The following is a 22,490-nucleotide window of genomic DNA, read 5'->3' on the forward strand; positions in this document are numbered from 1 at the left end:
CCGGCCGCCGGGTTTTGCCTTCCTACTGATCGGCGTCCGGCCTGCTGCGGGCGGAGAGGGCCCGCCGCAGCTCGTCTTCGACGGCGATGGTGGCGAGGAAGAACAGTTCGTCACCGGCCTCGACCACGTCGTCGCTGCTCGGGGTGATCGGTGACTCGTCGCGCAGGATCGCCACAACGGCGCAGTCATACGGCAGGCCAAGCGACCCGAGCCGGTGACCGATCATGGGGGAGTCCTGGGGAACGGTGAACTCAACGATCGACGCGACGCCTGTCTGAAGGGTCAGCAGGCGCACCAGGTCACCGATCTCGACCGCTTCCTCGACCAGGGCGGTCATCAGCCGCGGCGTATTGACGGCGACGTCGACACCCCACGAATCATCGAACATCCAGTCGTTCTTCGGGTTGTTGACCCGCCCCACCGTGCGGCTGACGCCGAACTCGCTCTTCGCCAGGAGCGACACGACAAGGTTCACCTTGTCGTCCCCGGTTGCCGAAACGACGACGTCGGCCTCGTCGAGCTGTGCGTCCTTGAGCGTTGTGAGTTCGCACGCATCACCGATAAGCCACTTTGCGCCCTTGAGCCCGCTCCGCGCGATCGCTTCGGGCTTCTCATCGATCAGCAGAATCTCGTGCTTGTTCGAGAGCAGCTCGCGGGCAATCGACGACCCGACACTCCCGGCACCGGCTATGACAACCTTCATTCGGCTTCCTCCTCGGGTGGCTTGGCGAGAATCCGGCCTATTTCGTCGGTCGCCGTCGTTTTCATCATGGCGTGCAGGATGTCACCCTGCTGGTAGCTCGTCTCGGCGGTGGGCAGGACGCCCTCCCCGAAGCGGGTCAGGTACGCGATCCGGACCCCTGCCGCCGCTTCGATGTCCTGCAGCGAGTGGCCCATCCAGGCGTCATTGAGCACAAGCTCGCCGAGGATCAGCCGCCCCGACGTTTCGCGGAAGTCACCGCCGATGCTCTGTTCGGGAAGGATCCGCCGCAGCACCTGGTCGGCGCTCCAGCGCACGGCGGCGACGGTGGGGATGCCCAGCCGCTGGTAGATCTCGGCCCGGCCGGGATCGTAGATCCGGGCCACCACGTGGGGGACGTGGAAGGTTTCCCGCGCCACGCGGGTGGCGAGGATGTTCGAGTTGTCGCCGCTTGAGACGGCGGCGAAGGCGTAGGCGTTCTCGATGTCCGCATGCTTGAGGGTGTCCCGGTCGAAGCCCACCCCCGTGACCTTGCGGCCGCCGAATGAACCACGCAGCCTGCGGAAGGCGCGGTCGTCCTGGTCGATGATCGCGACGCTGTGGCCCGATTCATCGAGGGTGTGCGCGAGGCTGACACCCACCCTGCCGCACCCCATAATCACGAAATGAGCCACCGAAAGGCACCCCTGTCTCCTGCGTCGCCCGGCGCCAGGCCGGTTGTTTTCCCGGCTTGATCCCGGCGTATCGCCGGGCCGTGCCCGGCTGCTGACGGCCTTCGGCGGCTTGAGGGGAAAAGCTCGTCCCCGCCGCGCCGACGACCGCCGTACACCCCAAGCCTAATGGCTGTGGTGCCGCGCAAACGCGCTAGTCTTTGGGCTGTGCTGACTTTTTTGGGAGCCACCAAGCGCGTCCTGGTGGGCAGGCCTTTCCGCAGTGACAGGCTGAGGCAGCAGACCCTGCCCAAAAGGTGGGCGATGCCCGTCTTTTCGGCGAATGCGCTCTCCTCCGTGGCGTACGCGCCCGACGAAATCATCCTGACCCTCGCCCTGGCCGGGGTCGCGGCGGTGACCCTCGCCCCCTGGGTGGGCCTTGCGGTGATCGTTGTGCTGCTCGTGGTGATCGCCTCCTACCGGCAGGCCCTCCACGCGTACCCCTCCGGCGGCGGCGACTACGAGATCACCCGCCGGAACCTCGGCGGCAGGGCCGGTGCGGTTGTGGCCTCGGCGCTCCTTGTCGATTACGTCCTCACCGTGGCGGTCTCCGTCTCGGCGGCCGCCCAGTACCTTGCCGACCTTGCGCCGGGGCTCGCGCAGATGCGCGTGGCCGTCGCTGTGTGCGGCGTGGTGGCGCTGGTGCTGCTGAGCCTCAGGGGATTTACCAACGGCGCCCGCGCCATGGCGGTCCCGACCTACCTCTTCGCCGCCGTCATCCTCGGCATGTGTGCCGCCGGGCTCTTCCAAAAGGCCGCCGGAACCCTCCAGGCGGCTCCCACGGCCGGGTTCGAGATCCTGCCCGACGCCGCATACGACGCCGGCCTCGTGGGGCTCGGCGGCGCGCTGCTGATCCTCCGCTCCTTTTCAGCCGGGGCCGCCGCGCTCACCGGCGTCGAGGCGCCGAGCGCCAACCTGGCCCGCTTCGAGCCGCCCAAGGCCCGCAACGCCGCAACGACGCTGCTGGTGCTTGGCGTGGTGGCGGCGGCAATGACCGCCGGCATCATCTACCTCGCGAACGCCGCAAGGGTCCACGTGGTGCAGAACCCGGCCGCGCACCTGCGCATCGACGGCCAGCCCGTTCCCGAAAACTACGTGCAGAGCCCGGTCCTCAGCCAGCTCGCCGAGGTGGTCTTCAGGGATGCCTCCTTCCCGTTCTACCTCGTGGTGGGCACCACGGTGCTTGTGCTGCTGCTCGCCGGGCAGGCCGCCTTCAACGGCTTCCCCGCCCTGGCCTCAGTGCTCGCCGCCGACGGCCACCTTCCCGCCCAGCTGAAGACCCGGGGGGACCGGCTGACGTTCAGCAACGGAATCCTCGCCCTTGGCCTTGGCGCGGTGGTGCTGATCCTGATCTTCAAGGCCGATGTAACGCAGCTCGTCCAGCTCTACATCGTCGGCGTCTTCGTCTCGTTCACCCTCAGCCAGCTGGCCCTGATCAAGCACTGGTCGCGGGAGCTGCGCAGCACCGTCGGCAAACAGCGGCGCCTGCGCATGCACCGCTCGCGGGCAATCAACATCCTTGGCTTCGTGCTGACGGCCGCCGTCCTCGTCGTCATCCTGATCTCCCGGTTCGAGTACGGGGCCTGGATCGCGGTGCTGGCCATGGTGGTGCTGTTCGCCATCATGAGCAGCATCAAGGCCCACTACGACCACGTGGCCACCGAGCTGGCGATCGACGACGCCGAGTCCCTGCGGGCACTGCCGGCGAGGGTCCACGCCGTCGTCCTCGTCTCCCACGTGCGGAAGCCGGTGCTGAGGGCACTGGCCTTCGCCCGCGCGTCCCGGCCGTCACGGCTCGACGCGATCACCGTCGACATCGACCCGGATCAGACCCGGCGCATCCTGCAGGACTGGGAGCGCTACGACCTCCCCGTCCCCATCACGGTGCTGGCGGCGCCCTACCGTGACGTCATCCCTCCCATCCTCGAATACATCAGGACGATCCGCAGCGAATCCCCGCGGGACCTGATCGTCGTGTACATCCCGGAATACGTTGTGGGCAAGTGGTGGGAGCAGCTGGTGCACAACCAGACGGCCCTGCGCATCAAGGCGCGGCTCCACTTCGTTCCGGGCGTCATGGTTGCCAGCGTCCCCTGGCAGCTTTCGTCCTCCGCAGACGCCAACGCACCCCAGGAAGTGAAATGAACGCGCAGAGCCAAGAAGCTGACCTGCTCGAGGTGACCGTCGAGCGCGCCGCCCACGGCGGCCACACCGTTGCACGGCACGAGGGGCGCGTGGTCTTCGTCCGCCACGCGCTCCCCGGCGAGAGGGTCAGGGTCCGCCTGACCGAGCAGGAACCAGGCGCCAGTTACTGGCGGGCGGACACCGTCGAGGTGCTCGCTCCGTCCGAGCACCGGGTTCAGCACCCGTGGGCCCCCGCCGATGCCCTCGCCGCGGCACGGCATGGACACCGACCGGTGGGCGGCGCGGAATTCGGGCACATCGCGCTCGCTGAACAGCGGCGGCTGAAGGGGGCGATCTTCTCCGAGCAGCTCGCCCGCATCGCACGGATGGACCGCGAGGTGCAGGCCGAAGCCGCCCCCGGCGAGGCAGCCGACGGCCTGGGCTGGCGCACCCGCGCCGCCTTCGCCGTGACCGCCGGAGGCCGCCTCGCCATGCACGTCCACCGCTCCGAGGAACTGGTGACCGTCACCGAAATGCCTCTTGCGGTCGCAGCCGTCAACGAGCTGCGGCTGTGGGACATCGACTTCTCCGGAATGGAACGGGTCGACGTCGCCGCCGGTTCCGGCGGCGGGGAACCCCTCGTGCTCCTCGTCCCACGGGCCGGGTCACCGGCACGCCGGCCCGCGGCCATCGCCGCGCAGATCACCGGTGCGTCGGTGGCCGTCCTCGACAATGAAACAGGGACGATCACCCGCCTCAAGGGCCGGACCTGGCTTTCCGAAAGGGTGGGCCGGCACGAGTACCGGGTCACCGGGCCGGGGTTCTGGCAGATCCACCGGCAGGCACCCTCCGTGCTCGTCGACGCCGTCATGGAGGGGCTCCAGGTGGGCGAGGGCGAGCACGTGGCCGACCTCTACGCCGGAGCAGGCCTGTTCACCGTTCCGCTGGCGGCCGCAGCGGGCAGCACCGGATCGGTGCTCTCGGTGGAGGGCTCACCGGGAACCAGCCGTGACGCCCGGCGGAACCTGCACGGCCAGGACCAGGTCAGCATTGTGCAGGGCCCCGTCGACAAGGTGCTGCACGGGCACAGCGGGTCCCTCGATGTCGTCCTGCTCGACCCGCCGCGTGCCGGTGCCGGCAAGCGGGTTGTCGGGCAGATCATCGCGGCGGCCCCCCGCACCGTGGGTTACGTCTCCTGCGACCCGGCCTCCTTCGCCCGGGACCTCGGGCTGTTCACCGCCCAGGGCTGGACGCTTCAGTCGCTGCGGGTGTTCGACCTGTATCCGCACACCCACCACATGGAATCCTTCGCCGTCCTCGCCCCGCCCGCCGCTGCCTGATCCGGCCGTGCGCCGCCCGGCGGACGCGCCTCCACCGCCGGGCGGAAGCCTGTCCAGCCCGGGCTCCGGCCCGGCCCGGGCACGTCCGCGCGGGGCGGAACGTTAGAGTTAAGCACTGACTGGCGATGTCGTCGCCGCACCGCACTAACTGAGGAGGCGCCGATGGGACTCTTGGGAACGATCCGCAGCCCGCAGGACCTGAGCAGGCTTTCCGGGAACCAGCTCAAGTCCCTCGCCCAGGAAATCCGCAACTTCCTGGTCACCAACGTCTCCCGCACCGGCGGCCACCTCGGCCCCAACCTCGGCGTCGTCGAACTGACGCTGGGCGTCCACCGCGTGTTCGACTCACCGCGCGACAGCATCATCTTCGACACCGGACACCAGGCCTACGTCCACAAGCTCGTCACGGGCCGGCAGAACTTCGACACGCTGCGCCAGCAGGGGGGCCTCTCGGGGTATCCCTCCCGCGCCGAGTCGGTCCACGACATCGTTGAAAGCTCCCACGCGTCGTCGTCGCTGTCCTGGGCCGACGGCATCTCCCGGGCGCGCGTCCTGAACGGCGAAGGCGACCGGTACACCGTCGTCCTCGTTGGTGACGGCGCACTGACCGGCGGCATGGCCTGGGAAGCGATCAACAACATCGCCGCCGACAAGCGCCGGCGCGTGGTGATCGTCGTCAATGACAACGGCCGCTCCTACGCTCCGACCATCGGCGGCGTCGCCGACTACCTCGCCTCGCTGCGTCCGGCCCTCGATTCGGTGCGCACGCACCGGGCCTACGAGCGGACCCTCGACTGGTTCAAGCGCCAGCTGCAGAACGGCGGCACCGCCGGGCAGTTCGCCTACAAGAGCCTTCACGCGACGAAAAAGGGCGTCAAGGACTGGTGGGTGCCCCAGGGCCTCTTCGAGGACCTCGGCATGAAGTACGTCGGCCCTGTCGACGGCCACGACCTCGGCGCCGTCGAACAGGCGCTGCACCTGGCACGCAACTACGAGGGCCCCGTGATCGTCCACGCGATCACGGAGAAGGGCCACGGGTACGCGCCGGCCCGCGCCCATGAGGCCGACCAGTTCCACGCCGTCGGGATCATCGACCCGGGAACGGGGGAGCCCGTCGAATCCGGTGCCCTGCAGTCCTGGACTTCGGTCTTCGCCAATGAAATCGCGGACATCGCCGACGAGCGTCCCGACATCGTGGGCATCACCGGCGCCATGCTCATCCCGGTCGGGCTGCACCGGTTTGCCGCGCGGCACCCGGACCGGGTGTTCGACGTCGGCATCGCCGAACAGCACGCCCTCACCAGCGCCGCGGGCATGGCGTTCGGCGGGCTGCACCCGGTCGTCGCCCTTTACGCCACCTTCCTCAACCGGGCCTTTGACCAGCTGCTCATGGACGTCGCCCTGCACAAGGCGGGGGTGACGATCGTGCTCGACCGCTCCGGAGTCACCGGGCCCGACGGCGCGAGCCATCACGGCATGTGGGACCTGGCAATGCTCCAGGCGGTCCCCGGGCTCCACCTTGCGGCACCGCGGGATGCTTCGCGCCTGCGCGAGGAACTGCGCGAGGCCGTTGCGATCTCCGACGCCCCAAGCGTAGTGCGCTACTCCAAGGGAACGGTCGGCCCCGAGGTCGATGCCGTCGAGCGCCTCGAGGACGGCGTCGACGTGCTCGCCCGGCGCCCTGCCGGATCACGCAACAACGACGTGCTCATTGTCAGCGTTGGCGCAATGAGCGAACTGGCTCTCGACGTCTCGGCCCGCCTCGGAGCCCAGGGCATCAGCTCGACGGTCATCGATCCGCGCTGGGTCCTGCCCGTTCCCCGCTCCGTCATCTCACTCGCCGCAAAGCACCGCATCGTCATCGTCATCGAAGACGGGGTCCGTGCCGGCGGAGTCGGCTCCCGGATCCGCCAGGAGATGCGTGCGGCCGGCGTCGACACCGCGCTGAACGAGGTAGGGCTTCCCGTCGAGTTCCTCGACCACGGCTCGCGCGGCGAGGTGCTCGCCCGGGTCGGCCTCACCGCGCAGCAGGTGGCGCACGACGTCGTCGGCCAGGTCCTTGGTACGAAGGTCCCGGTGGCACGCCCCCTGGCCGGCCACCAGACCTCGACGGCCCACGAGTCATCGACCGGGCAGGAGTCCTCGACCGGGCAGCTGCCGCAGCTCTGAGCTACGGCGTCCACTCATCGAGGACGCACAACCAACGCGTCGGGGCCCGCTTCGTCGGTCCGTTGTGCGTTCTGGATGCGGGGGGAGGGTGCTTTCACCCCACCAGGGCGCCGGCGAAGCGCAGGAACACCGACGCCGCTGCCGCCAGAAGCAGCACCGCGATGATCACCCAGGTCCACTCGGAGAGGAAGCCGGCGGCGCCCCGTCCCACCGGAAGGACCCCGGAGGAGGCATTGCGGGCGGTGACCCGGACGGTGAGCACGATCATCACCGCCCACACCACCATGCAGTAGATGCACAGCAGTGAGATCTCAAAGAGCGCCTGGTACCACAGCCACGCCGTGAAGAGCGCTCCGGCGGTCACCCCGCCCTGGAACCACAGCCAGTACCAGCGGTTAAGGCGCGCCCCGGCGAGCAGCGCCATGCCGGTGGTGGCCACCACGGCGAACGCGACGATCCCAAGCAGCGGATTCGGGAAACCGAAAACCTGCGCCTGCCAGGTCCGGAACACTGCGCCGCAGGAGACGAACGGGTTGAGGTCGCAGCTCGTGACGTACCCGGGGTCGGCGTAGACGGCGAGCCGCTCCAAGGTGAGCTGAGCGGAGGCAAGCCAGCCGAGGATCCCGGCGATGATCAGCACCGCGGCGAACCGGCGGTCGGAAGGTGGTCCGCTCCCGCGCCGGGGCTCCGGGCCCAGCCCGTCATGTGAAGTGCCCTGCCCGGGGGACGGGGAACCTCCCTCCCCGGAGGGGTGCTGCATTTGGTGCGCCATGCGTGTTCCCTGATCCTCAAACCGGCGGGCCGCTGGGGTCTTCCACCCGCGGCCGGTCCCGCGAGTCTAGCCGCCCGACCGGCGGTTTTTCACGCCGGTATGAGACAATTGCGGTGGCTGGTGCGGGAACCACATTCCCGTTCCGGTCCAGTGACAGGCTTCCACTCTGCAGGCGATGCTTCCGGCACACCGGCCCACCAATCCCGGTGGGGGTGATCGGAATCCGCCGCGCAGACGCACCGTGAAGACCACGGATGAGTTGGAAAAGCGCCGCTGGTCTTTGAGTGATGCCGCACCCCATTGCCGGTGCGACCTCAAACGACACAATGACGACTTCCGGTCGCCGCAAGGGCGTAAGGCCCGCGGACGGCCGACATACTGCCCCCTTGGGCGCTGGAATGTGGCCGGTGCCGCAGGGGCTGGAGCTTAATACATGGATCAGTCAGAACAGCAGTTGAACGAACAGGCAACAGCGGCGGACAGCACGGAGCAGGTGGCCTCGGCCGCGGCCCCGCCCGCCAAGAAGGCGCCACGGGTGCGGCGCGCGGCATCGTCGCCGGCCGGCGCGCCAGCCGCCGCGGCGCAGCCAGCCGCCGCAGCAGCCACAACCACCGCAGCTGCCACCACCGCCGCGGGTGCCGACACCTCAGGTGCCGAGCCGGAACCGGCTGCCGAGCAGCCACGCCGCCGCCCGACCCGCGCACGCAAGACAGCCGAAGCACCCGCGGAGACCCGGGCCGGCCATCCTTCCGAAGCCCCCGCCGTGCCTGCACCCGGGGACTCCGTGTCCGAGGCCACCGAAACCGCCGCTCCCGTGAAGGCCAAGGCCACGCGGACCCGCCGCAGGGCCGCAACCGCCGAAGCCGGCCCCGCCGCGTCTACGCCGCCGGCAACGGAAGCCGTGACCGAGCCCGTGGCCGAAGCAGTCGCTGAGGCAACGGCCCCGGCCGCGCCTTCCGAGGACGCAGACGCCGAAGCAGCGGCCACCGAGAAGCCGGCCCGCGCGCGCCGGAGCCCCCGAACCACGCGTGCGACCCGCGCCAAGGCGGCGGAGCCCGCTGAGGAGGCCGCCGGCCCGTCCAGCGCACCCGAAGACGGCAAGGCGCTCGACGGCGCCGAGGAGGCCACCGACGCCGCTGCCGGGGCCGCGGAAGAGCCCCCGGCAGAGGCCGAAGAATCCAGCAGCGTACCCGCCTTCGCCGATCCGTTCGCGATTCCCGAGTCACCGCTCGCCCTCCTCTTCCACGCCCCCGACCTGAGCGCGGCGGTTCCAGCGGTGAGGGTCACCGCCGCATCCCCGGAGGACGCAGAGGATGACGACGACGACGCCGAAGACGGCGGCCGCCGTCGACGCCGCAGCCGCCGCAGCCGCGGACGCAGCCGCGCCGACAACGGCCAGGACGACGCAGGCGACGACTCCTCCGAGTCCCTCGACAGCGAGGACGGCACGCCGCGGGCACCGGCAGAGGGAGCCGACGGAGTGACCTCCCGGCGCCGCCGGCGGCGCCGCCGCGGCGATCAGGACCTCGAACTGACCGGCGGAGAGGGCGATGATCCGCCCAACACCATCACCCGGGTCCGCGCCCCGCGCCAGAGCAGCGAGGCGCCGTCCGACAAGGTCACCAGCGTCAAGGGCTCAACCCGCCTCGAAGCGAAGAAGCAGCGGCGCCGCGAATCCCGCGACACCGGCCGCCGCCGCCAGGTCATCACGGAAGCCGAATTCCTGGCCCGGCGCGAATCGGTCGACCGGCAGATGGTCGTCCGCCAGCGCGACGACAGGATCCAGATCGGGGTCCTCGAGGACGGCATCCTCGCCGAGCACTTCGTGTCCAACACGCAGCAGGATTCGCTGATCGGCAACGTGTACCTCGGCAAGGTCCAGAACGTGCTGCCGAGCATGGAAGCAGCATTCATCGACATCGGACGCGGCCGCAACGCCGTGCTCTATGCCGGCGAGGTCAACTGGGACGCCGCAGGACTCGACGGCCAGCCCCGGCGGATCGAGCTCGCGCTCAAGTCCGGCGATTCGGTGCTCGTGCAGGTCACCAAGGACCCCGTCGGCCACAAGGGTGCACGGCTCACCAGCCAGATCTCCCTCCCCGGCCGCTACCTTGTGTATGTGCCGGGCGGATCGATGACCGGCATCTCCCGCAAGCTGCCCGACGTCGAGCGGAACCGGCTCAAGCGCATCCTCAAGGACCGGCTTCCCGAGAACGCCGGCGTGATCGTGCGCACCGCCGCCGAGGGCGCAAGCGAAGAGGAACTGACCCACGACATCAACCGGCTGCGGGCCCAGTGGGAGGAGATCGAGCGGAAGTCCTCCTCCACAAAGACCCTTGCCCCCGAACTGCTCTACGGCGAGCCCGACCTCACCATCAAGGTGGTCCGGGACGTCTTCAACGAGGACTTCTCCAAGCTCGTGGTGTCGGGCGAGGAAGCCTGGGACACGATCGAGGCATACGTAATGTACGTTGCCCCCGACCTTGTGGGCCGCCTCGAGAAGTGGACCTCGAGCGATGACATCTTCACAGCAAGCAGGATCGACGAGCAGATCCAGAAGGCCCTTGACCGGAAGGTATACCTGCCCTCCGGCGGTTCGCTCGTCATCGACCGCACCGAGGCGATGACCGTCGTGGACGTCAACACCGGAAAGTTCACCGGCAGCGGCGGAAACCTCGAAGAGACGGTGACCAAGAACAACCTCGAAGCCGCCGAAGAGGTGGTGCGCCAGCTCCGGCTGCGCGACATCGGCGGAATCATCGTGATTGACTTCATCGACATGGTCCTCGAAGCGAACCGGGACCTCGTCCTGCGCCGCCTCGTCGAGTGCCTCGGGCGCGACCGCACCAAGCACCAGGTCGCCGAGGTGACTTCGCTCGGCCTCGTCCAGATGACCCGCAAGCGCATGGGCACCGGGCTGCTCGAAGTATTCGGGGAGACCTGCGAGCACTGCGCCGGGCGCGGCGTCGTCACCCAGGACGAGCCCGTCGAACACCGCCGTCACGCTGTCTCAACGGAGAACCACCAGCAGCACCTCCGCCAGGAGAAGATGTCCCGCAGCGAGCGCAAGCGAAGCCGCGGACGCGGATCCGAGCAGGCCGAGGAGCAGCAGGCGCAGCCGGTGGCTGAGGCCCGGGTCGACAGCCCGGAGCGGGCAGCGAAGGCCGAAGCGGCACGCGCCGCCCTGGCCAGCATCGCCGCCGCAACCCACGCCGCCCACGAAGGCCACGAAGACGAGGCCGCACCGGAGAACACTGTCGAGGTGTCCGGCGCCGTCCTGACCATCAACGGTGAAACGGTCACCCTGCCCCGCGCGGAGGTATCGGTCACGGCCGACGCCGAACGGCCGAAACTCACCCTGGACAGCCTCGCGGAGGCGTTCGACCGGAAGCCGGGCGACGCACCCGAAGCCGGCACGCGGCGTACGCGCAGCAGCCGGAGGGCCTCCGCGGCGCGCGTCGAGGTGACCGGCACCACTGAGGCGCAAACCGCCGACGCCGGGCCCGCCGACGAAGGCGCCGCCCGCAGCGCGGAAACCGACGTCACCGGAACCGACGCCGGAACCGATGCGGGAACCGGTCAGCGGACGACCAGGCCTGCGGCCAGCGAGCAGCCGGCCCAGCAGCCCCGCCGTAAGGCGAGGCGCCGGGCGGGCAGCGCCCAGGGAACGGCCTTAAGCGCCGCAATCGAAACCGTTGCGGACTCCCCGCAGGGGGAGGGGCGGCAGAACGGCCAGCAGCACGTGGCACGTGCCGGCGGGCCCGTCCAGCGTCCCGCGGCCGATGAAGCCGAGCCGATGATCCTTGGGGTAGGCATCCCGGCCTCGGAGCTCTAGACCCGCACGCAGCCCCCGGGGCCGGAACCCGAACGGGTCCGGCGCCGGGGCGGCAGGGCACCGGCTGACGCGCTCCGGCGCGCCGCAGGCTGGCCTAATTTGCGGGAAGGTGCCCCGCTGGCGTAACCTTGATCTTCGGTGCGATCGCCTTTCAACCGGTGTTTCCGGGGTGTAGATCCACAGCGCAGACACGGTGTTTGATGCGCGTCCTCGAAGGATGCCAGCCCAGTGCGCAATCAGTTTTTGAAATTAGTTGTCAAGAATGTCGAGAGAAGTGAGTTCCCAAGTGGTGTACGCGATTGTCCGCGCAGGCGGCCGCCAAGAAAAGGTTTCCGTTGGAGACCTCGTTACCCTTGACCGCGTCACCGGTCAGGCAGGAAGCACCTTTGCGCTGCCTGCCCTCCTTCTGGTAGACGGCGACAAGGTTACCTCAGCAGCGAAGGACCTCGAGAAGGTTACTGTCACTGCCGAGATCGTCGAGAATCTTCGCGGCCCGAAGATTGTCATTCAGAAGTTCAAGAACAAGACCGGCTACAAGAAGCGCCAGGGTCACCGTTCAGAGCTGACCCGAGTCAAAATCACAGGCATCGCGTAACCTTCTTCAGGTTGCTCGGTCGGTCAAACAGTATCTTCAGCGAAGGCAGGCATAACTCATGGCACATAAGAAGGGCGCGAGCTCCACTCGCAACGGCCGCGACTCAAACGCGCAGTACCTCGGCGTAAAGCGCTTCGGCGGCCAGGTCGTCAAGGCTGGCGAAATCATCGTCCGCCAGCGCGGAACCCACTTCCACCCCGGTGCCAATGTTGGCCGCGGCGGGGATGACACGCTGTTCGCCCTCGAGGCAGGTGCCGTTGAATTCGGTACGCGCCGCGGGCGCCGCGTCGTGAACATCGTTGGAGCAGCTGCGGAGTAATTCCCGCTTCCAACGCACGATGCTCCAAGCATTGAGGTGGGGTGAGCCGAAACGGCTCGCCCCGCCTTCTTTTAAGCCGATTAGACCCGGCACAGTGAAGCATTTTAGAAGGAGATCAACGTGGCCAGCTTCGTTGACCGAGTAGTCCTGCACGTTTCCGGCGGCACAGGCGGCCACGGCTGCGTGTCCGTCAAGCGCGAGAAGTTCAAGCCCCTCGGCGGGCCCGACGGCGGCAACGGCGGCGACGGCGGAGACGTGATCCTGCGGGTCGACCCGCAGACCACCACCCTGCTCGACTACCACCACGCCCCGCACCGGCACGCCACAAACGGCGGCAACGGCATGGGCGACTGGCGCGGTGGCAAAAACGGTGAGACGCTCATCCTCCCCGTCCCCGACGGCACCGTCGTGAAGTCCAAGGACGGCACCGTCCTGGCCGACCTCGTCGGAGAAGGCGCAGAGTTCGTTGCTGCCGCCGGCGGGCAGGGCGGCCTGGGGAACTCCTCGCTGTCCTCCCAGAAGCGCAAGGCCCCGGGGTTCGCCCTGCTGGGCATTCCCGGTGATGAGCGCGATGTCGTCCTCGAGCTGAAGTCGATTGCCGACATCGCCCTGGTCGGTTTCCCGTCCGCCGGCAAGTCGAGCCTGATCGCCGCGATGTCAGCCGCCCGGCCCAAGATCGCCGACTACCCGTTCACCACGCTCGTGCCGAACCTGGGCGTGGTCCAGGCCGGCGCAACCCGGTTCACCATCGCCGACGTCCCCGGGCTCATCGAGGGCGCCAGCGAAGGCAAGGGGCTCGGGCACCACTTCCTGCGCCACGTTGAGCGCTGCGCGGCCCTGGTCCACGTCCTCGACACGGCCGCGCTTGAAACGGACCGCGATCCGCTCAACGACCTCGCCGTCATCGAACGCGAACTCGACAAGTACGCCGTCGACATGAGCTTCGCCGGGTCCGACGGCGAAGTCGTTCCCCTGAACGAGCGCCCGCGCCTCGTGGTGCTGAACAAGGTCGACGTGCCCGACGGCCGCGACATGGCCGCCTTCGTGCGCCCCGAACTCGAGTCGCGCGGCTACCGCGTGTTCGAGGTCTCCGCGGCGAGCCACGAGGGGCTGCGCCAGCTCGGGTTCGCGATGGCCGAGATCGTCCAGGCTGCCCGCGACGCCGTCAAGGCCGCACCGCCGAAGGTCGCGCCCCCCGTGCTGCGCCCCCGCGCCGTCAACTCCGCCGGATTCCGCATCCGCAACGAGGAAAAGGACGCCCTGCCGCTGTTCCGGGTGCTCGGGGAGAAGCCCGAGCGCTGGGTCAAGCAGACCGACTTCACCAACGACGAAGCGGTCGGCTACCTCGCCGACCGGCTCGCGAAGCTCGGCGTCGAGGAGCAGCTGTTCAAGGCCGGCGCCAAGCCCGGCGACACGGTCGTCATCGGTGAGGGCGACGGCGTCGTGTTCGACTGGGAGCCCACAATGATGGGCGGCGCCGAGCTGCTGGCGGGCCCGCGCGGCACCGACCTGCGCCTTGCCGAATACGTCCGCCCCACCCGCGAGCAGAAGCGCGAGGAGTACCAGGAGCGCAAGGAGGCCAAGGCCGCCGCCCGCGCCGACCTCGAAGCCGACCGCAAGGCCGGGATCTGGACCGAATCCGTCAACAAGAAGAAGCAAAGCCCGGCTGTACGGCAGCCGGACGACGCCGGAGACCAAGCGTAGGGGAGCCATGGCCGCTGAACACCCGCTCACTGAGCGTGCCGGGCTCAGGGATGCCGGCAGGATCGTGGTCAAGGTTGGATCCTCCTCCCTGACCTCGGTCACCGGCGGGATTTCCACCGCGGCCCTGGTGAGCCTTTCCAACATCCTCGCCGCGCGCAGGATCGCCGGCACCGAGGTGATCCTGGTGTCCTCGGGCGCCATCGCCGCGGGCCTGGCGCCGCTGGGACTCTCGCGGCGTCCGGCCCAGCTCTCGGCGCAGCAGGCGGCGGCGAGCGTTGGGCAGGGCCTGCTCATGGCCCGCTACACCCAGGCCTTCGGCGCCCACGGGGTCACCGTGAGCCAGGTGCTGCTCACCGCCGACGACCTCATCCGCCGGTCCCACTACGCCAACGCGCACCGGGCCATGGAGCGGCTGCTCAATTTCGGCGTCGTGCCCATCGTCAATGAAAACGACACTGTGGCGAGCCACGAGATCCGCTTCGGCGACAACGACCGGCTCGCCGCGCTCGTGGCGCACCTGGTCAAGGCCGACGCCCTGATCCTGCTCTCGGACGTCGACGCGCTCTACGACGGTCCGCCCAAGGAAGGCGCCCGCCGGATTTCCCGGGTGGATTCCCCCGCCGATCTTGAGGGCGTAACGATCGGCCGGATCGGCAAGGCCGGAATCGGCACCGGCGGGATGGTCACGAAGGTCGAGGCCGCAACGATCGCCGCCGAATCGGGAATCCCCGCCCTCGTCACCTCCGCCGCCAACGCCGCGCAGGCACTCGAGGGGGCCGACGTCGGAACCTGGTTCAGCGCCAACGGCAGGCGCCAGCCGATCCGTCGCCTGTGGCTGGCCCACCTCGCCCGCATCCAGGGCACCCTCGTCCTCGACGACGGCGCGGCCAAGGCGGTGGGGGAGAACCACCGCTCGCTGCTTCCCGCCGGCATCGTCTCAGTGCGCGGGGACTTCGAGCCCGGCGATCCCGTCGAGATGGTCACCACGGCAGGCGGCGTTGTGGCACGGGGCCTCGTCAACTACAGCTCAACTGAACTGCCGGCAATGCTCGGCCGATCCACGCGCGACCTCGCGAAGGAAATGGGGCACGAGTACGAGCGCTCGGTGGTCCACGTCAACGACCTCGTCGTCATCTAGGGGCGGGACCAGCGCGCGACACGCCGGGCCGGCCGCCGGGCCTTCCGCATGCCGGACTCCACAGGAGCGACGGCGCACCCCTCGCTAGACTTGGGACATGACTGACACGAACACCGCGCCCGGCGTCATGGCCCGCAGCACCATAGCGGACGCTTCCCCGCAGGAGGCAATCTCCACGGAGCCGCCCGCCGGTAACCGGAATGATGCTGCGGCGGGGGTCGCAGCGGCCGTTCACGACATCACCGACCGCTCCCGGGAAGCATCCCGGACGCTGGCCTCGGCAACGCGCGCCCGCAAGGACGCGGCGCTGCGCAGGATCGCCGCAGCCCTCGTGGAGCGCCAGGACGCGGTCCTCGCCGCGAACGCCCGCGACGTCGCGGCCGGCGAGGCGAAAGGCACCTCCGCCTACCTGCTTGACCGGCTCACCCTGACCCCAGCACGCGTCGCCGGACTCGCCAGCGCCCTTGAGGAACTCGCCGTCCTCCCCGACCCGGTGGGAGCCGCCGTCCGCGGGCAGACCCTTCCCAACGGCGTGCGCATGCGCCAGGTGCGGGTGCCCCTCGGCGTCGTCGCGGCGATCTACGAGGCGCGGCCCAATGTCACGGTCGACATCGCAGGCCTCGCCCTGAAGAGCGGCAATGCCGTGATCCTTCGCGGCGGCAGCGCCGCGGAACACACCAACGCCGCACTCATCGGGATCATCCGTGACGCGCTGCAGGAGCTGGGCCTTCCCGCCGACGCCGTGCTTAGCGTCGACGCGTACGGCCGCGAAGGCGCCGCGACCCTCATGGCAGCACGGGGGCGCATCGACGTTCTCATTCCCCGCGGCGGGCGGGAGCTGATCCAGACCGTGGTGCGGGAAGCCGCGGTGCCCGTCATCGAAACGGGCGAAGGCAACGTCCACATCTTCCTCGACGCAACAGCCGATCCCGAAATGGCGGTACGCATCCTGCTGAACGCCAAGACCCAGCGCCCCAGCGTGTGCAACACGGTCGAGACCCTGCTGATCCACCGCGATGCCGTCGCGGCGCCCGAGGTGCTTCGGCGCCTCAGCGAGGCGGGTGTGCGGCTGCACGCGGACGAGCGGACCCGCGCCGCCCTCCCGGAAGGGGTCTCCGCCGCAGCGGCAACCGACGACGACTGGGCCACCGAATACATGGCACTCGACCTCGCTGTGGCAACGGTCGATTCGGTCGATGAGGCAATGGATCACATCCGGCGCTGGAGCACCGGCCACAGCGAAGCGATTATTACGAACAGTCTGGCCAGCTCGGAACGCTTCATCGCCGGGGTCGATTCGGCTGCGGTGCTGGTCAACGCGTCGACGCGTTTCGTTGACGGCGGTGAACTGGGCCTCGGCGCCGAGGTGGGCATCTCCACCCAGAAGATGCACGCCCGCGGGCCCATGGGGCTGACCGAACTGACCACCACGAAGTGGATCATCCAGGGGGAGGGGCAGGTACGCGAGTGAGGCGTGTGCACCCGGCCGTTCAGCCAACGCGTAACATGGTAGGGAACCTCCGCGCCGGCCTGGGTGCCCCGGCGGGCCGACAATAGATTCAAGGGGAAAAATATGCTCACTCATTACGCCGACGCCGTGGTTCTCGCAGGTGAGGTCGCGGAGCACGCCGAATTGCCGATGCCGGCTCTCACCTACGCCCTGATCGTCATGGGAGCCCTCCTGGCCCTCATGATCGTCACCGTCTCCTTTTCCAACCTCGGCAACCGCCACGAAGCGACGGAAGAGCACCTCGACCCCCACAAGCAGCACCCCAACAAGCACGACCACGGCCAAGCCCGGCGCTAGATACCTTGGGTGATTCGACGGACAGAGGAAAGCGGCCGCCCGTGGGCGAGCCCAGAAGGCACCGGGACGGGCGTCCCTGGCGGCTGGGTGTCATGGGCGGAACATTCGACCCCATCCACCACGGCCACCTCGTTGCCGCGAGCGAGGTAGCTGCGGTCTTCGACCTTGACGAGGTTGTGTTCGTCCCCACCGGCCAGCCGTGGCAGAAGGCCGACTGCGATGTCAGCCCCGCCGAGGACCGGTACCTGATGACCGTTGTCGCGACGGCATCGAACCCCGACTTCACGGTCAGCCGCGTCGACATCGACCGGCCGGGGCCCACGTTCACGATCGACACCCTGCGGGACCTGCGGGCGCAGCGTCCCGAGGCGGAGCTGTTCTTCATCACCGGGGCCGACGCGATGGCCCAGATCCTCTCCTGGAAGGACGTCGAGGAGCTGTGGTCCCTGGCGCACTTCATTGGGGTGACCCGCCCGGGCCATGAACTGGACGGGGGTGGGCGCGACGTGAGCCTCCTCGAGGTTCCGGCCATGGCCATCTCCTCGACGGACTGCCGTCGGCGGGTCGCACAGGGCGAGCCCGTCTGGTACCTGGTTCCGGACGGGGTGGTGCAGTACATCGGCAAGCACGGCCTCTACCGCAGCATGGGTGAGGCTCCCGTCGGCACGCCGACCAACAGTGCCCCCCTGGGGGCGACGCACCGTGGCGGCACAACCGGTGCGGTCCAGCAGACAAGCGGATGAGAAGGCAATGAGCAAGGCTAACGACGACGACCCCACCATCCGCGCCAACGCCGAGGCCGCGGATGCTCCGGGGGCCTCATCCGACGCCGGCGACACCTCCGGCGGAGCAGCAACCGGCACGGCGGGGGAGGTCCGGCGAAGCAGGCGGGCAGCCCAGACGCCCGTCGACGCGCCCGCCTCCGCCGCGCCGCGGGAGCGGGTTTCGCTGGCGCGGGCACGCGACCGGGAAGCCCTCCGTACCTACCGGGCGCTTGCCGAACAGTCCGGCACGCCCGACGCCGTCGTCCGCGAGGCAATGCCCACACGACGGCAGCTGCGCCTGCAGCAGCAAGCCGCACAGACCGGGACGGAGCCCGCCGATCCGGCATCCCCCGCACCCGCCCCGGTGTCCGGCCCGCCTGCCCCCGCTGCTGGTGCGGGAAGCACGTCTGAGCCCGGCGGGCCAACGGTGAAGGGGGGCCCCTCCGGTTCGACTGCCGTAAAGCCGGCGGAGGTCTGGGACGGTGTTGAGCGCCGAAGGGAAGTGAACGGAGTACGGCCAGGCGGACGGAGGGACCGGCGCCGCCGGCTCGACACCGCGGACCCCCAGACCGGTGCCTCCGCCGAGGCCCGGGCCGGCGCGCTTCCCGCCGGAGACCTCAGTGTGGAACAGGCCCTTGCGGCCCGTGAAGCGATTATCGGCCAGGCCCGGAATCAGGTTGCGATGATGGAGGCCGCGAACAACGACGACCCCTTCGCCGTCGACCTTGAGCTCCTCGCCCAGCAGAAGGCCCTCGCCGAGCGTGCCGCAGTGCTCAACAGCAGGGCGCAGAAGATCCAGCAGCTTTCGGAAGAGAACCAGCAACGCCGTCCGCAGGTCAATGACCCGACGACGGCGCACAACCTCTCGATCGTCGCCCCGGCCGAGTACGTCCGCGTGCCGGGCGTCAACCGCCCGGTACTCAAGGCTCCAACCACGTCCCACATCCCCGTGGTCACCGGCGCGCCTGCGCCGCAGCCCGGAAACGCGGACCTGCCCGGCGGCAGCCCCCGGTCCGACAGACGCTCCCGCGTGCTCGCACGCGCGGAGTCGATGGCGTCGGGGCAGCCAGCCGACGGCGGCACGCCGGTCCATGCCAGGGCCGCGCACGGACTCGACCCGCTCGACGCAATGACTGCCGGGTTGGCGCGGGTCAAGCGCACGAAATATACGCAGTATTCAATTCTCGGGTTGGGTGTCTTGGCACTACTAACCGGAATCATGATGATTGTCGGCAGCTTCGGCGGCTGACCACACACAAGGAGATCAGTGAGCGCTACCGAATCGTCCATCGGGATTGCCCGTACCGCGGCACACGCCGCGGTGGACAAAATTGCCCAGGACATTATCGCAATCGACGTCAGCGAACGGCTGGCGATCACCGACGTTTTCCTCATCGCTTCGGCGCCGAGTGAACGCCAGGTCAATGCGATTGTCGACGGCATTGAAGAAGAGCTTTCGAAGCAGGGCCTTAAGCCGGTCCGGCGTGAGGGACGCAGCGAGGGGCGCTGGGTGCTGCTCGACTACGCAGAGGTCGTCATCCACGTGCAGCACGAGGAGGACCGCGTGTTCTATGCCCTCGAGCGCCTCTGGAACGACTGCCCCTCCGTCGACCTTCAGCTTGAGGGATCGCTGCAGAGCTCTCCTCAAAGCACCACACCTGCCGCCAGCCCCGAGGCGGAGTGAATCGACACGCCCATGACGACCCTGCCGCGCGCAGGGTCGTTTTTTGGCGGCATGGGCGCACCGCATGGAACCACGGCGGGCGGTTCCAGGGCCAGGAAGACATAGCACTCGACGCCGTAGGGAGGCGCCAGGCCGCCCGCGCGGCGGTTCTGCTGGCGCGCCTGGACCCCGCACGCATTGTGTCATCCGACCTCAGCCGGGCAGCCGATACCGCGTACGCCCTCGCCGACCTCACCGGTCTCGACGTGGCGCTGGACAAACGCCTGAGGGAAACCGCCGCCGGGGCATGGCAGGGGCTGACCTTCGACCAGATTGACCAACGCTTCCCCGAGGAAAACGCCGCCTGGCGCGGTGGCGACCCCACGGTGAGGGCCGGGGGAGCGGAGAACCGCGAAGACGTGGGGCAGCGCATGCTTGAGGCGACCACGGAGGCAGTGGGTGCCCTGGAACCCGGGCAGCTCATCGTGGTCGTCAGCCACGGTGGTGCCATCCGGGCCGGAATCGCGGCAATGATGGGTCTTCCGTCGTCGACCTGGGGTGCCCTGTCGGGAGTCTCAAACTGCCATTGGTCCGTTGTCGACGAACAGGTGCGCCGGCCAGACGCGCTGTATTCGTGGCAGCTGCGGGAGCACAATGTGGGTCTCGGGTCCCTTCCCGCCGAGCCTTTGGAGGGCTGAGATCGGCGTTTTGTCGCCGATTTTGCAGGGACGGGAAAATTTACTAAACTGAACAAGTTGCTCCGGCCGGTAAGGCGGAAGCGGCAAGGATTGGGGCTGTGGCGCAGCTGGTAGCGCACCTGCATGGCATGCAGGGGGTCAGGGGTTCGAGTCCCCTCAGCTCCACCAATTCACCGCCAGGATCAGGGAAATCTCCCAGGTCCTGGCGGTTTTTCGTTGACGGAAGCGGGCTCGCGGAAACTAGGTGACCATCCACTGGCCGACAAGGCCGAGGAACCGGTGCTGGCAATGGTGGGCTTCTTTATGGCTGGTAAACGAGGTCTACACCAGATCCTCGAGCACACCGACAGCAACGGCCAGGCCGTTCTCTTTGCGGATGTTGCCGCCCACCTCCCGTGCGTGGCCGCGCAGCGACTCCGTGAAGCTCAGCGCCTCCCCGAGCCTGGCCGCGGTCAGGTGGCGGAACGGAATCGGTTCCGGTGCAAGCCCCCGACGGTGGAGAAGGCGCCCCCAGAACGGCTGGTCGGCGATAAAGGGAACCACAACCGAAGGGACGCCCGCACGCGCGACGGCGTGCACGGTTCCCGCTCCGCCGTGGTGGAGCGCCGCCACGGCCCGCGGCAGAACGTGTTCATGGACCACCGATTGACGCACGAGCACATCCTCACCGCAGTGGGTATCAGGCACCTCAAGTCCTCCCCAGCCGGTGGTGACCACCACCCTCAATCCCTGCCCGCGGGCGGCGTTGATGACCACCCTCGCCCGCTGCTCGGGGTCACCGGCCTTCATCGAACCGAACCCGGCGTACACATAAGCGCCTCCGGCGGTGAATGCCTCGAGCTCGGGGTCCGGCTCCCCGGGCGGCACCACCTTGTCCCAGTACCCGGTCAGATGCGCGTCTGCCGGCCAGTCGCGCGGCCTGGTGAGCAGCTGCGGACTGATCGGCAGAACCGAGGCCCGGCCCCGGGCGGGCGGTGGGGGAGCGGCAGGCAGGGCCCTGCACGCCGTCCTGATCTCCCGCCGGAACATCCCCGCGGCGAGGGACACCGCCTTGTAGGTGAGCGGATTGAAGGGCCCCAGGTCCGCCGTAACGATACCGGGTGCCGGAAACTCCCGGGTTGGGGTGAGCGAGGGGACCGATTCGACGACGACCGATGGGATCCCGAGGGACCCGGCAACGTGCGGTGCAGTGAGGATCTTCGGGTGGTAGACGACCAGATCGGGCGTGAAGGCAAGTGTCTTCTCAACGGCGTTCGTGAGCATGCGCTGCACCGCCGGACGCAACACGGTCCGGAACGCGCGTGCCGCGGCCACCGGGGCAACGCCCTGGTCGCTGATGAGCTGTGCGAAATCGACGTTGAGGCTCACGACGTCGAGATCCGTCGTCGCAGCACCGGAATGATCCGGTACGCCGAGGCGAACATCGTGCCCCCTTGCGGCGGCCGCGTGCGCCAATGCCACGAAGGGCTCCACGTCTCCGCGCGAGCCTGCGGTGAGCATCATGATTTTCATCGGTACCCGCCCCCTGCGACGTTCGTTTTTCGACTTGAACCGCACAAGGGTATCGTGCGGAAAAGCGACAGTGACCGCGGCGGACATGAGCAGGGGACGGACCACCCGGTCCGTCCCCTGCCTTCTTACTGACGCCTATCCGGCCAGTGCGGCCTGATCAAGGTGCCTCTTATTTGTGGTGATGACCGCCATTGTCGCATTCAATCTTGACCTTATTGCTCTTGTCCCAGCCGTCCTTCTTGCTGTAGCTGTACGCCCGGTAGTCGTTGCCGCACTTGGCCTTCTTGCTGTTGAACTTGAAATCGCCGTGGTGCGTGCGTACGTAACGCTCGTCGATTACCTTGTCCTTGCCCTTGTGATTGGTCTGGACGATTTTCACGTACACCTTCTTGGCATCGTAATCTTCGCCAATGACCTTCAGCTTGCCGTCGCGGTTGACCTTCAACGTGAGTTCTTCACCGTCGTCGTCGTGGTGGTGGTCATAACCGGCTGCGACCTGGACGGGGGCAGCAACCGCGGGAGCTGAAAGGCCCATGCCCGCAAGCAGGCCGAACAGCGTCCCGGCAACAAGGATGAACAACCGCCAGCTGAGGGATTTCTTCATGATCGCTTTCCTCTTTCGTGAATGCCGGACAAATGT

General features: G+C 68.6%; 19 protein-coding genes and 1 tRNA gene. 15 read left to right on the forward strand and 5 right to left on the reverse strand.

Annotated elements, in window-relative coordinates:
• Nucleotides 1–22: 22 nt before the first annotated feature.
• The gene (locus tag AC4D2R_RS12405) at nt 23–703 is read right to left on the reverse strand and encodes a potassium channel family protein (RefSeq protein ID WP_490903574.1); all 681 of its coding nucleotides are present in this window, start codon (nt 701–703) and stop codon (nt 23–25) included.
• On the reverse strand, nt 700–1,374 hold the full coding sequence (locus AC4D2R_RS12410; RefSeq protein ID WP_490903573.1) for a potassium channel family protein: 675 nt from the start codon (nt 1,372–1,374) through the stop codon (nt 700–702). Before AC4D2R_RS12410 ends, AC4D2R_RS12405 begins: the two co-directional genes overlap by 4 nt.
• 204 nt (nt 1,375–1,578) lie before the next feature.
• Between AC4D2R_RS12410 and AC4D2R_RS12415 the strand changes: the two genes are divergently transcribed.
• The 3 genes from AC4D2R_RS12415 to dxs all read left to right on the forward strand — a co-directional run bounded on the left by AC4D2R_RS12415 (nt 1,579) and on the right by dxs (nt 7,043).
• Nucleotides 1,579–3,555 (forward strand): APC family permease, encoded by a 1,977-nt coding sequence (locus AC4D2R_RS12415; RefSeq protein WP_490903572.1) that lies wholly within the window; start codon nt 1,579–1,581, stop codon nt 3,553–3,555.
• Nucleotides 3,552–4,874 carry a class I SAM-dependent RNA methyltransferase gene (locus AC4D2R_RS12420; protein WP_490940246.1) on the forward strand — a complete coding sequence of 441 codons (1,323 nt, stop codon included), beginning with the start codon at nt 3,552–3,554 and terminating at the stop codon, nt 4,872–4,874. The genes AC4D2R_RS12415 and AC4D2R_RS12420 overlap by 4 nt, the downstream gene beginning before the upstream one ends.
• A gap of 162 nt (nt 4,875–5,036) precedes the next feature.
• Nucleotides 5,037–7,043: a 1-deoxy-D-xylulose-5-phosphate synthase gene (gene dxs / locus AC4D2R_RS12425; RefSeq protein WP_490940247.1), complete on the forward strand. Its 2,007-nt coding sequence runs from the start codon at nt 5,037–5,039 to the stop codon at nt 7,041–7,043.
• A 94-nt stretch (nt 7,044–7,137) separates the two neighbouring features.
• Here the strand turns inward: dxs and AC4D2R_RS12430 are convergent, their stop codons facing one another.
• On the reverse strand, nt 7,138–7,815 hold the full coding sequence (locus tag AC4D2R_RS12430; protein ID WP_490940248.1) for a vitamin K epoxide reductase family protein: 678 nt from the start codon (nt 7,813–7,815) through the stop codon (nt 7,138–7,140).
• A 433-nt stretch (nt 7,816–8,248) separates the two neighbouring features.
• On the opposite strand from AC4D2R_RS12430, the gene AC4D2R_RS12435 reads away from it, so the two are divergent.
• The 12 genes from AC4D2R_RS12435 to AC4D2R_RS12490 all read left to right on the forward strand — a co-directional run bounded on the left by AC4D2R_RS12435 (nt 8,249) and on the right by AC4D2R_RS12490 (nt 20,506).
• Entirely contained in the window at nt 8,249–11,650 is a 3,402-nt protein-coding gene (locus tag AC4D2R_RS12435) for an Rne/Rng family ribonuclease (RefSeq protein WP_490940249.1), read from the forward strand.
• A gap of 286 nt (nt 11,651–11,936) precedes the next feature.
• Complete coding sequence (gene rplU / locus AC4D2R_RS12440) at nt 11,937–12,245, forward strand: 50S ribosomal protein L21 (RefSeq protein ID WP_159619839.1); 309 nt, start codon at nt 11,937–11,939, stop codon at nt 12,243–12,245.
• A gap of 58 nt (nt 12,246–12,303) precedes the next feature.
• A complete protein-coding gene (rpmA, locus tag AC4D2R_RS12445; RefSeq protein WP_026545518.1) occupies nt 12,304–12,564 on the forward strand; it encodes a 50S ribosomal protein L27 in 261 nt (86 codons plus the stop codon).
• 120 nt (nt 12,565–12,684) lie between these two features.
• Nucleotides 12,685–14,268 (forward strand): GTPase ObgE, encoded by a 1,584-nt coding sequence (gene obgE / locus AC4D2R_RS12450; protein WP_490940250.1) that lies wholly within the window; start codon nt 12,685–12,687, stop codon nt 14,266–14,268.
• A 7-nt stretch (nt 14,269–14,275) separates the two neighbouring features.
• On the forward strand, nt 14,276–15,406 hold the full coding sequence (proB, locus tag AC4D2R_RS12455; protein ID WP_490940251.1) for a glutamate 5-kinase: 1,131 nt from the start codon (nt 14,276–14,278) through the stop codon (nt 15,404–15,406).
• 97 nt (nt 15,407–15,503) lie between these two features.
• Nucleotides 15,504–16,877: a glutamate-5-semialdehyde dehydrogenase gene (locus tag AC4D2R_RS12460; protein ID WP_490940252.1), complete on the forward strand. Its 1,374-nt coding sequence runs from the start codon at nt 15,504–15,506 to the stop codon at nt 16,875–16,877.
• Nucleotides 16,878–16,979: 102 nt separating this feature from the next.
• Nucleotides 16,980–17,213: a hypothetical protein gene (locus AC4D2R_RS12465; RefSeq protein ID WP_490940253.1), complete on the forward strand. Its 234-nt coding sequence runs from the start codon at nt 16,980–16,982 to the stop codon at nt 17,211–17,213.
• Between the two features lie 92 nt (nt 17,214–17,305).
• Entirely contained in the window at nt 17,306–17,956 is a 651-nt protein-coding gene (nadD, locus tag AC4D2R_RS12470) for a nicotinate-nucleotide adenylyltransferase (RefSeq protein ID WP_490940342.1), read from the forward strand.
• 7 nt (nt 17,957–17,963) lie between these two features.
• Nucleotides 17,964–19,226 carry a hypothetical protein gene (locus tag AC4D2R_RS12475; protein ID WP_490940254.1) on the forward strand — a complete coding sequence of 421 codons (1,263 nt, stop codon included), beginning with the start codon at nt 17,964–17,966 and terminating at the stop codon, nt 19,224–19,226.
• 18 nt (nt 19,227–19,244) lie between these two features.
• Nucleotides 19,245–19,661: a ribosome silencing factor gene (rsfS, locus tag AC4D2R_RS12480; RefSeq protein WP_490903562.1), complete on the forward strand. Its 417-nt coding sequence runs from the start codon at nt 19,245–19,247 to the stop codon at nt 19,659–19,661.
• On the forward strand, nt 19,658–20,338 hold the full coding sequence (locus AC4D2R_RS12485; RefSeq protein WP_490940255.1) for a histidine phosphatase family protein: 681 nt from the start codon (nt 19,658–19,660) through the stop codon (nt 20,336–20,338). Before rsfS ends, AC4D2R_RS12485 begins: the two co-directional genes overlap by 4 nt.
• Before the next feature lie 92 nt (nt 20,339–20,430).
• A tRNA-Ala gene (locus tag AC4D2R_RS12490) sits at nt 20,431–20,506 on the forward strand.
• A 153-nt stretch (nt 20,507–20,659) separates the two neighbouring features.
• On the opposite strand, the gene AC4D2R_RS12495 is transcribed toward AC4D2R_RS12490, so the two are convergent.
• Together AC4D2R_RS12495 and AC4D2R_RS12500 are read right to left on the reverse strand one after the other, a co-directional pair.
• Nucleotides 20,660–21,850, reverse strand: coding sequence for a glycosyltransferase (locus AC4D2R_RS12495; RefSeq protein ID WP_490940256.1), 1,191 nt, complete (start codon nt 21,848–21,850; stop codon nt 20,660–20,662).
• A 169-nt stretch (nt 21,851–22,019) separates the two neighbouring features.
• On the reverse strand, nt 22,020–22,454 hold the full coding sequence (locus AC4D2R_RS12500) for a hypothetical protein (protein WP_490940257.1): 435 nt from the start codon (nt 22,452–22,454) through the stop codon (nt 22,020–22,022).
• Nucleotides 22,455–22,490 lie beyond the last annotated feature (36 nt).

The organism is Arthrobacter sp. TJ-217 (genome assembly GCF_058269255.1).

Bases quoted from the DNA above. Each gene is read 5' to 3' on its own strand.
- AC4D2R_RS12465 (WP_490940253.1), top strand. From the start codon at position 16,980: ATGCTCACTCATTACGCCGACGCCGTGGTTCTCGCAGGTGAGGTCGCG.
- proB (WP_490940251.1), top strand. From the start codon at position 14,276: ATGGCCGCTGAACACCCGCTCACTGAGCGTGCCGGGCTCAGGGATGCC.
- AC4D2R_RS12405 (WP_490903574.1), bottom strand. From the start codon at position 703: ATGAAGGTTGTCATAGCCGGTGCCGGGAGTGTCGGGTCGTCGATTGCC.
- AC4D2R_RS12500 (WP_490940257.1), bottom strand. From the start codon at position 22,454: ATGAAGAAATCCCTCAGCTGGCGGTTGTTCATCCTTGTTGCCGGGACG.
- AC4D2R_RS12435 (WP_490940249.1), top strand. From the start codon at position 8,249: ATGGATCAGTCAGAACAGCAGTTGAACGAACAGGCAACAGCGGCGGAC.
- dxs (WP_490940247.1), top strand. From the start codon at position 5,037: ATGGGACTCTTGGGAACGATCCGCAGCCCGCAGGACCTGAGCAGGCTT.
- AC4D2R_RS12420 (WP_490940246.1), top strand. From the start codon at position 3,552: ATGAACGCGCAGAGCCAAGAAGCTGACCTGCTCGAGGTGACCGTCGAG.
- nadD (WP_490940342.1), top strand. From the start codon at position 17,306: ATGGGCGGAACATTCGACCCCATCCACCACGGCCACCTCGTTGCCGCG.
- AC4D2R_RS12495 (WP_490940256.1), bottom strand. From the start codon at position 21,850: ATGAAAATCATGATGCTCACCGCAGGCTCGCGCGGAGACGTGGAGCCC.
- rpmA (WP_026545518.1), top strand. From the start codon at position 12,304: ATGGCACATAAGAAGGGCGCGAGCTCCACTCGCAACGGCCGCGACTCA.
- AC4D2R_RS12475 (WP_490940254.1), top strand. From the start codon at position 17,964: ATGAGCAAGGCTAACGACGACGACCCCACCATCCGCGCCAACGCCGAG.
- AC4D2R_RS12460 (WP_490940252.1), top strand. From the start codon at position 15,504: ATGACTGACACGAACACCGCGCCCGGCGTCATGGCCCGCAGCACCATA.
- AC4D2R_RS12430 (WP_490940248.1), bottom strand. From the start codon at position 7,815: ATGGCGCACCAAATGCAGCACCCCTCCGGGGAGGGAGGTTCCCCGTCC.